The 16,166-nt window shown below is 38.4% G+C and carries 17 protein-coding genes; 2 read left to right on the top strand and 15 right to left on the bottom strand.

What is annotated here, in order from left to right:
* Window positions 1-76: 76 nt before the first annotated feature.
* The 9 genes from BN1243_RS17990 to BN1243_RS17950 form a co-directional block, all read right to left on the bottom strand.
* A complete protein-coding gene (locus tag BN1243_RS17990; protein ID WP_062109131.1) occupies window positions 77-1,393 on the bottom strand; it encodes a murein hydrolase activator EnvC family protein in 1,317 nt (438 codons plus the stop codon).
* 72 nt (window positions 1,394-1,465) lie between these two features.
* Window positions 1,466-2,356, bottom strand: a complete 891-nt coding sequence (gene ftsX, locus BN1243_RS17985) for a permease-like cell division protein FtsX (protein ID WP_062109130.1) — start codon at window positions 2,354-2,356, stop codon at window positions 1,466-1,468.
* The gene (gene ftsE, locus BN1243_RS17980) at window positions 2,346-3,032 is read right to left on the bottom strand and encodes a cell division ATP-binding protein FtsE (RefSeq protein ID WP_062109129.1); all 687 of its coding nucleotides are present in this window, start codon (window positions 3,030-3,032) and stop codon (window positions 2,346-2,348) included. Before ftsE ends, ftsX begins: the two co-directional genes overlap by 11 nt.
* 484 nt (window positions 3,033-3,516) lie before the next feature.
* Window positions 3,517-3,837 (bottom strand): cytochrome c551, encoded by a 321-nt coding sequence (gene cccB, locus BN1243_RS17975; protein WP_062109128.1) that lies wholly within the window; start codon window positions 3,835-3,837, stop codon window positions 3,517-3,519.
* A 210-nt stretch (window positions 3,838-4,047) separates the two neighbouring features.
* Window positions 4,048-5,146 (bottom strand): peptide chain release factor 2 gene (prfB, locus tag BN1243_RS17970; RefSeq protein WP_154669895.1). Its coding sequence is split into 2 segments (ribosomal slippage): window positions 4,048-5,073 and window positions 5,075-5,146, totalling 1,098 coding nucleotides; the frame shifts between segments, so codons are not numbered across the junction.
* Window positions 5,147-5,229: 83 nt separating this feature from the next.
* Window positions 5,230-7,746 (bottom strand): preprotein translocase subunit SecA, encoded by a 2,517-nt coding sequence (gene secA, locus BN1243_RS17965; RefSeq protein WP_062109124.1) that lies wholly within the window; start codon window positions 7,744-7,746, stop codon window positions 5,230-5,232.
* A gap of 130 nt (window positions 7,747-7,876) precedes the next feature.
* Entirely contained in the window at window positions 7,877-8,404 is a 528-nt protein-coding gene (locus BN1243_RS17960; protein ID WP_062109122.1) for a chromate transporter, read from the bottom strand.
* Window positions 8,401-8,967, bottom strand: a complete 567-nt coding sequence (locus BN1243_RS17955; protein WP_062109120.1) for a chromate transporter — start codon at window positions 8,965-8,967, stop codon at window positions 8,401-8,403. Before BN1243_RS17955 ends, BN1243_RS17960 begins: the two co-directional genes overlap by 4 nt.
* A gap of 31 nt (window positions 8,968-8,998) precedes the next feature.
* Window positions 8,999-10,609, bottom strand: a complete 1,611-nt coding sequence (locus tag BN1243_RS17950) for a gamma-glutamyltransferase family protein (RefSeq protein ID WP_062109118.1) — start codon at window positions 10,607-10,609, stop codon at window positions 8,999-9,001.
* Between the two features lie 130 nt (window positions 10,610-10,739).
* Between BN1243_RS17950 and BN1243_RS17945 the strand changes: the two genes are divergently transcribed.
* A complete protein-coding gene (locus BN1243_RS17945) occupies window positions 10,740-10,928 on the top strand; it encodes a hypothetical protein (RefSeq protein WP_062109116.1) in 189 nt (62 codons plus the stop codon).
* A 34-nt stretch (window positions 10,929-10,962) separates the two neighbouring features.
* On the opposite strand, the gene hpf is transcribed toward BN1243_RS17945, so the two are convergent.
* The 6 genes from hpf to flaG form a co-directional block, all read right to left on the bottom strand.
* Window positions 10,963-11,517, bottom strand: coding sequence for a ribosome hibernation-promoting factor, HPF/YfiA family (gene hpf, locus BN1243_RS17940; protein ID WP_062109114.1), 555 nt, complete (start codon window positions 11,515-11,517; stop codon window positions 10,963-10,965).
* Between the two features lie 469 nt (window positions 11,518-11,986).
* Entirely contained in the window at window positions 11,987-12,139 is a 153-nt protein-coding gene (locus BN1243_RS22775) for a hypothetical protein (protein WP_230200250.1), read from the bottom strand.
* 344 nt (window positions 12,140-12,483) lie between these two features.
* Window positions 12,484-12,834 (bottom strand): flagellar protein FliT, encoded by a 351-nt coding sequence (locus BN1243_RS17930; RefSeq protein ID WP_062109111.1) that lies wholly within the window; start codon window positions 12,832-12,834, stop codon window positions 12,484-12,486.
* Window positions 12,834-13,238, bottom strand: coding sequence for a flagellar export chaperone FliS (gene fliS / locus BN1243_RS17925; RefSeq protein ID WP_062109109.1), 405 nt, complete (start codon window positions 13,236-13,238; stop codon window positions 12,834-12,836). Before fliS ends, BN1243_RS17930 begins: the two co-directional genes overlap by 1 nt.
* A gap of 44 nt (window positions 13,239-13,282) precedes the next feature.
* Window positions 13,283-15,328, bottom strand: coding sequence for a flagellar filament capping protein FliD (fliD, locus tag BN1243_RS17920; protein WP_062109107.1), 2,046 nt, complete (start codon window positions 15,326-15,328; stop codon window positions 13,283-13,285).
* Between the two features lie 34 nt (window positions 15,329-15,362).
* Window positions 15,363-15,749 (bottom strand): flagellar protein FlaG, encoded by a 387-nt coding sequence (gene flaG / locus BN1243_RS17915; RefSeq protein WP_069201803.1) that lies wholly within the window; start codon window positions 15,747-15,749, stop codon window positions 15,363-15,365.
* Window positions 15,750-16,018: 269 nt separating this feature from the next.
* Between flaG and BN1243_RS22390 the strand changes: the two genes are divergently transcribed.
* Window positions 16,019-16,162, top strand: a complete 144-nt coding sequence (locus tag BN1243_RS22390) for a hypothetical protein (RefSeq protein WP_195892131.1) — start codon at window positions 16,019-16,021, stop codon at window positions 16,160-16,162.
* Window positions 16,163-16,166 lie beyond the last annotated feature (4 nt).

Raw genomic sequence — 16,166 nt, 5'->3', positions numbered from 1 at the left:
GGGTCAGAAAAAGGCGTTGCAACTATTGCAACACCTTTTCTTTATTGATCAGTGTCTCCACTGAGTATTATTTACTTTATTTCAAGAAACCCATTGGATTTAGTCCTCCATGGTAGCTCCATCCACCACGATGAACTTCAAAGTGTAAATGATTACCGAATGAGTGTCCAGTATTACCTACCGCACCAAGTTTCTGGCCAGAATTCACTTTTTGACCCAATGAAACAGATCTTGCTGACATATGGGCATAAACAGTTGTTAAATTCAATTCTGGGTGAAAGACATAAACAACATTTCCATAACTCGATGAGAAATCAGATCTTGTAACTACTCCAGATGCAGCAGCGTAAATAGGGGTACCCTTAGGAGCTGCAATATCAATTCCAAAATGTTGACCTAAACTTCTACCACCATATCCCGAAGAGATATATCCGCTAGCAGGCCAGTTCAGAACTCCACTCCCACCAGCACTTGGTGTTTTCGAGCCAGATGACGATTGTGATGGAGATGAAGCTTGTCCACTATCACTAGATTGATTTGATGTCTGAGCTTGAGCCTGGGCTTGAGCTTGTCGTTGTCTTTCTTCTTCCCGTTTACGCTCTTCTTCAGCAATTCGTGCTTTCTCACCATTTATTGCTTTTTGAATAATTGCTTCTTGATCTTTTAGAACCTTAGCTTCCTCTTCTAAAGACATTTTTTCGCCTTCAATATGTTTCTTCTGTTCAGCTAATTGCTCAGATAGTTTTTTCTTTTGAGCATTTTGTGTCTTTAAATTTGCTTTTAAGTCTTCTAATTCTTTCAGCATTACTTCTAAATTATTAAGCTCTGTTTCTACTTTTTGCTGATCAGATTCTAACTGCTCTTTATCAGCTTGTTGTTCTTCTAATATCTTCTGATCTGCACTAACAAGAGTAGTTACAGCAGAAATACGGTCAATTAAATCTCCAAAACTACCAGCCCCAAGTAAAACATCAATAATTTTAACAGAGCCGCCATTTTGTTGAATATTTCTTGCTCTTTCTCGAAGAACTTCATTTCTCTTTTCAATTCGCTGTTTCAGTTCCTCTATTTCAGCTTTTAATCTTTCAATTTCAGCTTTTGTTGCAACAATTTCCGATTCTTTTTCTGTAATCTTTTGATCGGTATTGGCAATTTCTGCCTCTAGTTTTTTCATTTCCTCAAGCAATGTATCTTGTTGATTGTTAATGTTCGAAATTTCCCCGTCCTTTTCCGTAATGGACTGGTTAATAATAGACTTTTGATTTTGTATATCTGATTTCTGCCCTTGTAGCTCGTCTAATGTAGAAGCACTAGCATCTCCCGTATGGATAAACAATCCGCCCAAAGCAAGTGTAGCCGCCAGCGTCACTGAGAGTAATGAACGTCTTTCCAAGAATGGTTTCCCCTTTCTCCCTTTGCATTTTCTACTTAAAGCTTTTTCTGTGTTGATTTCCAAGTGTGTTCCTCACACTTTTAAGAAACGTCTTACTGAAATAAAACTTCCCCATGCACCAATCAAAACGCCAACTAATAAAAGAAGTAAGCTAACCTGATAGACAAATGGACTAAATTCAAGTGGACTTAAAAAGTAATTTTCAGGTATGCGGATGACCAAAAAGTCATAGGCATAGTAATAGCCAGTTGCAACGGCTGCAATTGGAATAAAAGAGCCGAGTATTCCTAACCAAATTCCTTCAAAAAGGAACGGCCAGCGAATAAACCAATTAGTTGCTCCTACTAATTTCATAATCTCAATTTCTCGTCGTCTCGCAAAAATAGTAATTTTAATCGTATTTGAAATTAAAAACATAGCTGTAAATAAAAGGCCTATTACTAGGACAAGACCAACGTTACGACTAATCTTTAATACACTAAAGAGGTTTTCTACCTTTTTCTCTCCATATTCAGCTGAATGAACCCATTTAAGTTTTCGAATATCCTTTGCAATAGTAGGTGTATCTTCCGGATTCTTAATTTTGACAACAAATACGTTATGCAACGGGTTGTCCTCGTCTCCAATGGCGCTCCATGCTTTCCCCATTGTATCGACGAGATTTTCCCACTCTTTTTCTTTAGAGGAGAAAGTAATCGATTCAACTAGCGGTATTTTTCTGAGGTTATTTTCTAATTCCTGTTGATCTTCCTTCGTAGCTGTCAAGTCGATATGTACGCGAATTTCAACATCATTTTCTATATCAGTTGCAAATTTATTCATATTCATCATAATGACTAGAAAAACGCCAACTAATAAGAGTGTGACTGTAACAGCGCTAACTGAGGCAAAGGTCATCCAACCATTGCGGCGAAGGCTCTTGAAGCTTTCTCTTAGATGACGGCCGATGGTTTTAGCCTTCATATCCGTATTCCCCCCGCTGCTCGTCACGGACAATTCTTCCGTTTTCAATGGCTACAACTCGATGTTTTATCGTGTTGACAATTTCCTTATTATGAGTTGCCATAATCACGGTCGTTCCTTGTAAATTAATCTCTTGCAAAATACTCATGATTTCCCATGCTGTATCAGGATCCAAATTACCTGTTGGTTCATCAGCAATAATTAATTTAGGATTATTTACAATCGATCTTGCAATTGAAACACGTTGCTGTTCACCGCCAGATAATTCCGTGGGCAACATTCTCATTTTATGTTTAAGTCCAACCAATGAAAGAACATCCATGACTTTTCTTTTTATATCTTTTGGACGATTTTCCGTTACTTCCAAAGCAAAAGCAACATTCTCAAAAACTGTTAATGTTGGAAGTAGTTTAAAGTCCTGAAAGACAACCCCAATGCTACGTCTTAAATAGGGGACTTTCCTGTCTTTCAATGTTGCTAAATCTATACCATTAACGAGGATTTTTCCCGATGTCGGCTTTTCCTCTCTATACATCATTTTTACAAAAGTGGATTTACCTGCTCCACTAGGTCCAACAACATAAATAAATTCACCTTGTTTAATAAGGATGTTCAAACGATTTGCGGCCATGATGCCGTTCGGGTATTTTTTTACCACATCCTGCATTTCAATCATATTCTCACCCGGTTCTAATGAATTCGCCTCTATCCTTAGCAAAAAAAATAGCCTATTTTCGTAACTAGAATCTATTCATTTGACAGTCGAAAAAGAAGAAAGCGTGCTGTCATTCCGTGACGAAATTTAAGGTCAAATCCATTATAACATCAGATAGTGGCTTTTATGTTACAGTTATATTTCATTTTTAGAGCTTTCGTTCTAACTTTTTACATAAATCCATACCTCCACCTATGTCTTTTTACTTATTTTTCTTTTCGAAAAAAATAGGTAATTTCTAATAGTTCGATTTAGATTTGTATTGCTAGACTTAAAAAAATAAATGGCAAATTTAATAAATTACTAATCAATGTTAAAAGATTCCACCCGGAAATTATGAAATAAAAGGATGACTTGGTAAATTCCACTACAAAGTCGCGAGATTATGAATAAAAGTTATAAAAAAATGTGGGAGCTTAGCTCACCACATTTTTTAAAAAGATATTTATTTTTTCTCCGATAGCCATTGGGCTACCTTTTCTGCATCGTCACCTTTAATTAAGTTACCCGGCATACCAGGGCGTCCTTCTTCGATGACGGCCAGAATTTCATCTTTTGATAATTCGGATCCAATATTCGCTAATCGTGGTCCATTTCTACCTTCTAAATTATCACCGTGGCAGGATAGACAGTTCTTTTTAGCAATTTGTTCTGCATCACTGACAGATTCGCCACCGTTGTTATCAGCATTATTTCCACCACCACATGCCGCAAGTCCGATTGCAAGCATGGTACCCATTAGAATCATTAACCAGTTTTTCTTCATTCCATGCATCCCCTTTGTTTATCTATTTAGCTTTAGTATACCAAGATTGACTTTAGATTAAACGAATAAGGAATCCCGAGATTTTAGCAAAAAATAGGGAATAACAGTGGAAGTCATTGCCACTATTGACTTTATCAATTTATCACAGATTTATGAAATGTGAAAAAGGCCAGAAGAAAAGCATCGCTTCTTCTGACCTTCTTAGGTTTTTCATAGCCTGGATCTTAAATAGGCGTTAATAAACATATCTATGTCTCCATCTGCTACTGCTTGGACATTACCTGTTTCCTCATTAGTTCGATGGTCTTTTACCATAGAGTATGGGTGAAAAACGTAAGAACGGATTTGGCTGCCCCAACCAATTTCTTTCTGCTCCCCACGTATTTCTGCCAATTCTTTTTCCTTCTGCTCAATTTCCCTTTGATAGAGTTTAGCTTTTAACATACTCATTGCTTTTTCACGGTTTTTAATTTGAGAGCGTTCGTTTTGACAAGTTACGACGATACCTGTTGGTAAATGGGTAATACGAACTGCAGAATCAGTCGTATTGACGTGCTGGCCACCTGCACCACTTGAGCGGTACGTATCAACTTTCAAATCTTCTTGTCGAACATCAATTTCGACATCATCACTAAATTCCGGCATCACATCACATGAAACAAACGATGTATGTCTTCTTCCCGAAGAATCAAATGGGGAGATCCTAACTAGACGATGAACCCCTTTTTCCGCCTTCAAATAGCCATAGGCATTATGGCCCTGAATAAGCAAAGTAACACTTTTAATTCCTGCTTCATCCCCAGGAAGATAAGCGAGAGTTTCCACTTTAAATCCTTTTTTCTCTGCCCAGCGTGTATACATCCTTAATAACATCGAGCCCCAGTCCTGCGACTCCGTACCGCCAGCACCTGGATGTAGTTCGATTATCGCGTTATTTTTATCATATGGATCACTTAATAATAGCTGAAGTTCAAATTCGCTTAAACGCTCGATAAGCTGTTTTAATTCGGCTTCTAGTTCCAGCTCTAAATCTGGATCACTTTCCTCTTTAACGAGTTCATGTGTCAGTTCTAGATTTTCTTGTATTTCCGATAACTCATTATATTCATTTACGAGATCTTTCAAGCTATTCGCTTCATTAATGATCGTTTGGGCGGTTTGCTGGTCATCCCAAAAGCCTGGTTCAAGCATTCTTTCGTCCAATTCAGCAATTCTTGTTTCCTTTTCTTCGAGGTCAAAGAGACCCCCTAAACTCAGCTAATAATTTAGCTGTTTTTTCAAGTTCCGCACGTACTTCAAATAATTCCATAACAACACCTCAAAAATTGGTTTCTATTTAAACAGGGACGCCCATACAGAGATTGTAAGGGCGATTCTGCTGGTCATGTCTGTTTATGCAAGTCTTCCGTGACAGTTTTTATATTTTTTACCACTGCCACATGGGCACGGTTCATTACGACCGACTTTTTCTTCTTTGCGAATTGGTTTTTTCTTTACTTCGCCGCCTTCCCCTTCTTTCGGGTTAACAGCTTGTCCTTTCGCTACTTCTTCACGTTGAAGGTTGTTACGAATTTGTGCCTTCATCACATATTTTGCCGTATCTTCTTCAATAGATGTAACCATCGCTTCAAACATGGCAAAACCTTCGCTTTGGTACTCTCTTAAAGGATCTATCTGGCCGTATGCCCGTAAGTAAATCCCTTGTCTAAGCTGATCCATGGAATCAATATGATCGATCCATTTCGTGTCAACTGAACGTAGTAAAATAACTTTTTCAAATTCACGCATTTGTTCAGGTGTTAATTGCTCTTCCTTCTCATCGTAGCGAATTTTCACCTTATCAATTATTAATTCAGTGATTTCTTCTAGATCTTTCCTTCTAATGTCATCAACAGTAATATCTCCCTCTGGAAGAAGAGTAGCATTCACATAGTCGATTAGCCCTTGTAAATTCCTTTGTTCCTCATTCTCCTGAGTCGATACATGTGTTGAGACTGCTCGCTCAATTACAGAACGGATCATGTTTTCAATAATACTGCGGAGATTCTCTGATTCCATAACGTCATTACGTTGTTGATAAATAATTTCCCGTTGCTGACGCAAAACATCATCATATTGTAAAAGCTGTTTCCGCGCATCAAAGTTATTACCCTCAACCCGTTTTTGCGCAGATTCGACCGCTTTGGATACCATTTTACTTTGGATCGGCTGGGTGTCATCCATTCCAAGTTTTGCCATCATCGATTTCATATTCTCAGATCCGAAACGACGCATCAATTCATCTTCCATCGAAAGATAAAATTGCGTAATCCCTGGATCACCTTGACGTCCTGACCGGCCTCTTAACTGATTATCAATTCGGCGTGATTCATGGCGTTCTGTCCCTATGACGGCAAGTCCGCCTAGTTCTTTTACACCCTCACCCAATTTAATGTCTGTACCACGACCAGCCATATTCGTTGCGATCGTAACCGCTCCTTTTTGACCAGCCTCGACAATGATTTCCGCTTCACGTTCATGGTTCTTCGCATTTAAGACATTATGCTTAATCCCTTTTTTCGTTAATAGCGAAGACACTAACTCTGATGTTTCGATGGCCACTGTACCAACTAGAATTGGTTGCCCCTTTTTGTTGCGTTCGGCAATATCTTCAACTACTGCACGGAATTTCCCGTCCATGGATGCATAGATTAAATCAGCACGATCATCACGAGCAATCGGTAAATTCGTAGGGATTACAATAACCCTCATATTATAGATGTTCCGAAACTCTTCTTCTTCCGTTTTAGCTGTACCAGTCATACCAGCCAACTTTTTATACATACGGAAGTAGTTTTGGAAAGTGATTGTAGCCATTGTCATGGATTCACTTTGGATATCTACTCCCTCTTTTGCTTCAATCGCTTGGTGCAGACCATCACTAAATCGACGTCCTTTCATAAGACGACCTGTAAATTGGTCAACGATTACAATCTCGCCTTCCTGCACAACATAATCAACATCAAGATGCATACTAACATGTGCTTTCAAAGCTTGATTAATATGGTGATTCAATGTCACATGAGAAAGATCAAAAAGGTTGTCGATTTTAAAAGCGCGTTCAGCCCTATTAATCCCTTCTTCTGTAAGTTGAACACCTTTAGTTTTTTCGTCATAAGTGTAGTCTTCATCTATTTTCAACATACTAACAAAAGAGTTAGCTTGTAGATATAATTGTGTTGATTTTTGTGCTTGCCCCGAAATGATTAATGGCGTTCTTGCTTCATCAATTAAAATCGAGTCCACTTCATCGATCACGGCAAAATGTAAAGGACGTTGAACCTTTTGCTCCAAATATAACACCATGTTATCGCGCAAATAATCAAAACCAAATTCGTTATTTGTCCCGTATGTGATATCGGCCGTATAAGCTTCGCGTTTCTCATCCTTCGACATACTGTTCAAGTTAAGCCCAACCGTAAGACCTAAGAACTGATAAAGCTCACCCATTTCTGTCGCATCACGACTGGCTAAATATTCGTTTACTGTAACAACATGAACACCTTTTCCAGTAATAGCATTTAAATAAACAGGCATAGTCGCGGTCAATGTTTTACCTTCACCTGTTTTCATCTCTGCGATGTTACCTTCGTGAAGGGCAATCCCTCCCATTAATTGAACTGGATAAGGATAAAGTCCAAGAACGCGTCGGGCTCCTTCTCGTACAACTGCAAATGTCTCAGTAAGTAGGCTGTCTAGAGATTCACCTTTCTCATACCTCTGTTTAAACTCTTCTGTCTTATTACGCAATTCCTCATCGGATTTACTTTCCATTTCTGAAGCCAAAGACTCAATCTTCTCTGCCATTTTTTCAAGACGCTTAATGTCACGTTTGTTAAGATCAAACATTTTATTGAGAAAAGCAACCATAATGAAAGCTCCCCTATCTATATGGAATACAGATGGATTTTTTCAAAAAAAGCAAAATCCAATCTAAATATTTTTCGAACCTTTTACCTAATAATCTATCTTATCACTAACAGTTTTTCATGACAATAGTCTACAGAAAAGCAGCACCATATACGAGTGCCCCTCCAATAACATAGGCTGGATGGACATTCCACTTTTTAAGTAAAAGTAGACTTACAATTCCAATAAAAACTGTATGAAAAATGCCTGATCCTTCAAAGGAGTTAGTAAAAAAATCAATTGTAAGAATGGCAAGTAAAATTGCGATAGTTGGCCGCACAAGTAAGGTCATTCTCTTCACCTTTGGGGACTCTTTATGTTTTAAAAGTAAACCCAATAGTGGAATCATAAGGATGAGTGAGGGGGCAACCGTTGCAAATAAAGCAATGATTGCTCCTAATATCCCGCCCTGTTGAAAGCCTATGTAACCGGCTATTTTTGTTGCAATTGGGCCCGGAAGCGCGTTTCCTAAGGCAATGACTTCACTGAACTCTTGGACACTTAGCCAATCATATCGATCCACAACCTCATGTTCAATCAGTGGAATGGAAGATGGTCCCCCTCCATACCCAAGAATTCCAGGGATAAAGAATGCCAAAAAAATATGCCAATAAATCATGGTTGATTCCTCTCAATATCTTTTTTCTGCTTTTGTTTACGGGATAAAAGGGCGATACCAAGAAGAGCCGCAATCACAATCGCGGGGTGGATTCCAAGGAATTCCATTGCAATTAAGCTCGCCCCTAGTAGAAAAACGGTCCATAGCCACCCTAGATTTTTTTTTGATTTATGAATAAAATCCCACGTTAACATCCCCATCATTACACCTGCTACTGGTAAAACCGCTTTTGTCATGCCTGCGACCCATGGTTTATCTTTATACGCACTAAGCAGCGTGAGAAAAACAATCATCATGACTACTGTTGGAAAAGCAGTTGCTACAATTGCATTAAACAAACCAAGATAACCGCCAACCCGATAGCCGATATATCCAGCCATTTTAGTATTTATTGGACCCGGGAGCGCATTAGCAAGTGCCAATACATCTCCAAACTCTTCATCGCTCATCCATTTAAAAGTATGGACCACTTCTCGATGAACTAAAGGAATCGCTGATGGTCCACCGCCAAATCCAAGAATACCAGACCGAAAAAAGGCAATAAAAATATCTTTTTGCTTCATTTAAAAATTCATCTACCTTTTCTAGATTCAATCACCATGATGCTATAGATCCATCTGTACGAGATTCGGTACCACCCATTAATACACCTGATTCTGAATCCCTCCAGATTACCTGTCCGCGGCCAAAACCGCCTGAATCAACCGCAATTTGAACTTCATGTCCTTTTCGTGTTAAAGCTTGCGCGATATGAAGTGGGAAATTAGGCTCAACTAGAATCTTTTTCCCTTCTATCCATTGCCAACGTGGAGCATCAAGGGCGGTTTGAGGATTCAGATGGAAATCAATCGTATTTGAGATTAATTGAAAATGTCCCTGCGGCTGCATAAAGCCACCCATAATTCCAAATGGACCAACTGCTTTGCCGTCTTTCGTTAAAAAGCCAGGAATAATAGTATTGTACGATTTCTTCCCAGGCTTCAGAACGTTCGGATGTTTTTCATCAAAGGAGAAATCATGTCCCCGATTTTGCATAGCAATCCCAGTGCCAGGGATGACGATCCCAGAGCCAAACCCCATATAATTACTTTGGATAAATGAAACCATATTTCCTTCCCCGTCAGCTGTAGCTAAATAGACCGTACCACTTGTCGCCAGTTCCATCGGTTTTGGTTCTAGTGCAGTCGATCCGATAAGGGTGCGGCGTTTTTTTCCATACTCCTCAGATAGGAGTTCTTCTTGTTTTAATGGCATATGTGATGGATCTGTAATAAACGCTTTTCCATCGATAAAAGCTAGTTTCATAGACTCTATTTGTTGATGGTAAGTTTCGACATTTTCTTTTCCAGCGAACTGAAATTCCTTGGCAATATTCAGAGCCATTAATGTTATAATCCCTTGTCCGTTAGGGGGTATCTCCCACACATCATAACCACGGTAGTTGACAGATATAGGCTCTACCCACTCTACCTTATAGTTAACTAAATCCTCTTTCGACAAAAAACCGCCATATTGTTGAATATAATCGGATATTTTCTGTGCTAATTCACCTGTGTAAAAGCTTTGCCCATTCGTCTGAGCAATCGATCTTAACGTTGCAGCATGGTCAGGCGAGCGCCACATTTCCCCTATTTCAGGAGCACGACCATCTGGAGCAAATGTTGCAAACCACGGTTTGAATTCATCTGCTAATAAATGTTCTTTAAAACGATTATAAGCTATTTTCCAATACTTACCTAAAGTCGGGGTTAACGGAAAACCTTTTTCAGCATATTGGATAGCTGGTTCCAATACTTCTTGGAGAGGAAGCTTTCCAAACCTTTTAGAAAGCTCTGCCCACGCCGCTGGCACACCCGGTACAGTGATCGGGTTTACACCATAAGTAGGCATTTTCTCGTATCCTTGAGCTTTTAATGCATCAAGTGAAATTGATTGTGGAGAAGGTCCACTAGCGTTTAAACCATGTAGTTTTCCATCGGTCCACACAAGAGCAAATGCATCCCCGCCGATTCCATTGGAAGTCGGTTCGACAACAGTAAGCGTAGCTGCCGTCGCAATTGCCGCATCAATGGCATTTCCACCCTTTTTTAATATATCCAAGCCAGCCTGTGCAGCTAAAGGTTGTGAAGTGGCAACCATTCCGTTTTTCGCAAAGACTGTATTTCGTTGTGCAGAAAAAGGTTGATATAAGTAGTCAAATTTCATCATCATTTCTCCCGAATTATCCGTATTTAATTAATAGTAAAATTATAGAATAACAGTGTCAGCTCTTCAAGGAAGAATAAACGTTTCATTCCTACTAGGGAAGAACGAACGACATAGTGGTTGCTCTCGTTTGTTAGACGGTTATTTATCGTTGAGTGTTTTATTAGCTGTTGAGCGCGGTTTATTAGTCGTTGGGTGCAGTTTATTAGCCATTGAGCGCGGTTTATTAACCGTTGAACTTGACTTATTTGCCGTTACACTTGTTTTCATCCGAAATACTTGCTCTTTTCACAAAGACTTCGGAACAACAAAAGCATGAGCCCAACAAGACTCATGCTTTGTACTATTATTATTTAATTCGTTTCAATTAATCCGTATTTACCGTCTTTTCTGCGATAGACGATGTTAGTTTGGTTTGAATCGGCATCTGTGAATACATAGAAACTATGACCAAGCATATTCATTTGCAGAACCGCTTCTTCACTATCCATCGGTTTTAAATCAAATCGTTTCGTACGGACGATTGTCAATTCATCGTCTTCCTCAGCTGCCACAGGTGTACCGTTGACACCAGTATTGAAAATATCCATTCCCCTACCCTGATCTCTGAACTTACGGTTCACTTTCGTTTTATGCTTACGAATTTGCCTTTCAAGCTTATCCACAATGAGGTCAATCGCCGCATACATATCTTCGTGAACTTCTTCTGCACGGAGAACAAGTTGAGGAATCGGGATTGTAATTTCAACTTTTGCTTTTTTATTAGGGTTCACTTTTAAGTTCACATGAACAGTTGCTTCAGGAGTTTCATTAAAGTAACGCTCTAATTTACTAACCTTTTTTTCAACATAGTCACGAATAGCTTCTGTGACCTCGATGTTTTCACCACGGATTTTGTAATTTAGCATGTAAACTCCTCCTTCAATAAATGCTATGTGTATATACTTCTACATACGACATAAATAATCCTCTATTTTCATGTGAAAAATTTGTCGATTTTGTTAAATAATTAACAAACGAGTTAATTTCACAATTGTTTCTGGATTTCAGTTAATAAATATTCCCTATGGCAAAGAAACAAACCTTTATTAATCCGTAAGCATATTTTATATTAAATCCCATTTTGGAAGGGTGAGATATTATGGAGCATCATTCTTTCCATAACTTTGGTTCTCGAAAAGGCAGCTCATGTGGATCAGTACATGTTTCAAATTTCAACTTTAATGGCGGACAGGATGTCCCATGTGGTGGATCAGCAATAATTCATGAAATGGAAGGCGTTTGTGCAACTATTACTGGTCGAACTTTTGTTTTCATTCCACCAAATAATCCATTTACACCCTGTGATGGAGTCTTAGAGTTTGAAACTTGCGACGGTCATGTAATAAGAAAAGCAGTACCTAATCCAGCCCCGGGAGAATCTAATTCGTCTTCCCCATATTTTACAATTGCTTGTGTGAAAAGAATTGTATTCCGCTGTAGATCAACTGATGGAGGGGATTTCTGTCGTTTTACTTTTTCATACGGCATTAGTTATTGCGATTCCACTTGCAAAAAATCAGACTGTTAATTTTATTTAACTAATTATGAAAGAAGCGCGAATAGATAATGCTCTTACTCTATTTACAATTGCTATTTCATCTGTTTTAAATACGGAGATCTAAGTATAATTCGGGTCTTTCTACAAGTATCTTCCCTCAATATAATTAGAAATAGATCACTGTACATTTAGTGATCTATTTCTAATTTCAATTTGAAGCTTTTGCCATGTGTGATGGTCTTAGAAATATCGCTTCAATCTGATAAGCCTATATGCTACCTTATTGGACACAGGTTACTTTTTCTCCGCCAAAGCTATTGAAGCGCTAGGGGCTTTATCGCCGTTTATCATAAAATGCCCCATCCAATTCCTCAGCAGATGCATATGGATTATGATAACGTGTAGCTGTTTGCTTCTTTTTTTCTAACATTTGTAGATCTTTTCGAATTTCTGTTTTTATATTCATTAAAGATTGCTCCATCACTTGGTTTCGTATGAGAAGCCTTTTACCAGTCATCTGCTCTTCCTCAGAATAAGGCTTCTGGAGCAGAGATAGTAATTCGAGTCGTTGCTCCAATAATGTTTCAATCTCCTCTATACTTTGATCACGATTCGCTTCAGTTACCTTTTGAGCAAGTTCGACAATCTTTTCTGTTAGATCTAGACATTTTTCGACAGTATTCATTAAATTCCGCCACCGCTTGCTTTATGTTGAAGCTGTCTATTCAATTGAATTGCCTGTTTCCAGGTATCACGAAATTCTGTAATAATTTCCTCAACTTCAATAAGGGTACTTTCGTCATTGCGAATATTGGCTTCGATTAAACGACGGTTCGCAAAATCATATAAAGCCATCATGTTTTTAGAAACGTCCATGTCCATATTAAGGGTCACCATTAACTCTGTAATAATATTTTGTGCTTTTTGGATATTGACATTCTTGTCTTCAATTTTATTAGTTTGCATCGCAACTTTTGCCAAATGAATAAATTTCAAACAACCATTATAAAGCATTAACGTCAGATCTCCTGGCGAGGCTGTCGTAACGGTATTTTTTTGATATGTTTGATATGGGTTAGCACTTGCCATTTTTATTACCTCCGGATATAAATCCTAGTCTTTACTACTTAAAATTAATAACCACCAAATTGCTGCATTAAATACGTTGATTGTTGGTTTGCCTGCTGAATAGCCTTTTCCATTGCCGTAAATTGGCGCCAGTATCGATTTTCTACCTGTTTCATTCTTTCTTCAAAGCGATCAATACTATTATCGACATTATCCAATTCTTTCCCTATCGTAAATTGCTGGTTCGTTGAGGTTGCACGCCCCGCCTTTTCTTGCAGCTTTTTCATAGACGAGTCCACAGTGTCATAAAGTCTGTGTACGATCCCTTTACCCGCTTCACTATCATTCCCACGGAATAAATTTTCGACCGCTTCCGGATCCTCTTCTAAAGCTGCTTTTAACTTGGCCTCATCAATTTCCAACTTACCGCCTTCTAGATAATTAGCTGTTGTCTTTATCCCAATGCTGGCTAATTGCTTAAATAAACCATTCGTTTCCACCGTGCTATACATATCCATCCGCATCTCTGACAATACGCTAGATAAAACCGAATCTCCACGGAGCAAACCACTTCTTGCCATCTCTTCCCATTTTTCTTGCTGCTTTTCAGAAAGCTCTTCACGCTCTTCGTCAGTAAGTGGTTTATAATCTCGATAACGTTTTTCGTCAAGCTTACCGCCAATTTCCTTGATTAACTCGTTGTATTGAGTGACGAATTCTTTAATGTTTTCAAGAACTCCTTCTGTGTTGTTGCTGATCGTGATGGATGGTGGTTGGATGTTGTCAGCTTCAGCAAAGGTTTGTTTTAAAGTAATGGTAACGCCGTTCATGTCGAAAGTGTTGGAGTTGCGTTCGGTTTCTAGGCCGTTGATGGTGAATTTGGCGTTTTGACCATCAGTCAGCTTCATCGGGTTATTAGCATCTACATTATTAAACATTAAGACTTTTTCCAAAAACTGACCAGAAACCTTAATATCAGCATCATCAATATTAAACTTTCCCGTTTCCTTTCGGGTAAAAGTTACCTTATCAGAAAAAGAATCATAAAACATCGTTACTCCCGCTGATGATTCATTGACTTTGCGGATTACATTATTCAATGAATCATTTCCTGTAATAAAGATCTTTTCATTTACTTCGCCTTTGGATGTGTGGGTATTAATTCCAATGGAAGAGTAGTTTTGAGTATAAGTTAAACTGAACTTCTCTCCTTCTGATATACCCCCAGTAAATGTTATCGTTCCGGTATCATAGTTTATTTTACCGATACTTTCCCCATTTCTTATAACATTATCGCCTTCAATTGTTAATAATTCGCTCTCAGTTTCGCTTTTCTCGACTGTTATGCTAGCTGTAGCAATTGCCCCCCCACCAATATTCCAAATCACCGATGATTTCCCTTCGTCATCTGGATAGGTAAAATCTACTGACTTCTCATTAAGAACATAATCGACCTTAACAACGCTATCTTTGGTTAACGGAGTGCCAAATGTGAGAGTTCCGTCATTTTTAACAAGCACTTCATTCTTACCGAGATTAGTTTCATCATCACCCATCTTAACTACCAATGCTTGTCCGTTTACTTTTATATTGATACTTTCCATAGAGCCATCACTAAGTGTCTTTAATTGGTTAATATCAAGTTTAATTTCTGTATTACCATTATATGTCTTCGACTCTATGACACCTTTTTCCCAACTAATATCTTCTAAAAAATTACCGCCCTGGTCCATCAAACTTCTTGTTGGATCAATTTTTTTATCTTGAGCTGAAATCTTTCCAGCATTAACCAACGTCGCTGCACTCGCCAACTGCTTCACTTCTGAAATCGAATACGACGCTTGCGCTGCACCGCTTGTTACTGTTGCACTCACATAGGCATCATTGGAGGAAGTGGCGGTTCTAGCTCGGTAATTAGTTGTGAGCTTCAAATTAGCTAATTTGTCTCGGAAACTGAGCAATTTCGTATTAAGTGCTCGGTAATCATCACGTTGCCATTCAAGTGTTTGTTTTTTCTGTTTTAGTTTATCTAATGGCACGCGTTCAGCTCTCATTAAGTCCTTAACCATTTGGTCAATGTCCATACCACTTGCCAAACCTGCAATTCTCATTGTCCTATCACTCCATATCTAACGAATGTTATTGTTAGATTTTTTTATCAACCATTAATCCGATATATTCTGTCATTGCTGCAAACATGTCCAGCATTTTTTTGGGAGGTATTTCCCGCACGATCTCCTTCGTTACATCATCAATAATAGTTACATAATATTCATTGAGTTCATCGTGAAATTGAAACTTTAAATGAGTATTTGGAGATGCTTTCAAAAAGTCATTCATACCATTTACAACTTTTTCTAGTTCCTCTTTTGGATTCACTTTATTTTGAAGTTTTTGGTTCGCTTCTTGTGCTATTACTCCATCTTGTTGGTTTTGTTTATTTATAGTTGGTACTTCCTCTGATCTTCTCGTCGTAACCCCATTCATTTGGGAGGAAGTAGCCGATTGCCCAGCTCCAACTTGTCCAACCATTGATTGACTCCCCTTCGCTATTCTTTAGTAATAATATCGACATGACTGTCTAATTGTTTAACGAAAAACAGCAGATTAACAATATTATTCATGCTGTTTTTGTTGAATTTCCCGGGAAATGTCGAGATATAGGTACCGCCAAACAACTGAACTTTATGTACCTTTATATGATCAAGCTTGAAATATTTTTCATTAATATATAAGATTAATCACCAAAAAAGAGGGAATACCAAAGGAGAAGGGAAAATCAACGCAAAGGAGATGCTAACATGAAGAACAAGGCGATTGTGGCAACAACTGTGGCTTTAGGGGCTGCTTACCTTCTCCGAAATGAAAAATCCCGCAACAAGTTAATGGATCAAATGAAAAATATGGGGACAAAGTTTAATAAAGGAAATTCATTTTCTGAATGACGCT

Source organism: Bacillus niameyensis (assembly GCF_001375535.1).
In the GTDB taxonomy this organism is placed as follows: Bacteria; Bacillota; Bacilli; order Bacillales; family Bacillaceae_C; genus Lederbergia; species Lederbergia niameyensis.
Note: the sequence above shows the minus strand (reverse complement) of the source record. Positions and strands in the feature narration are given on the sequence as shown.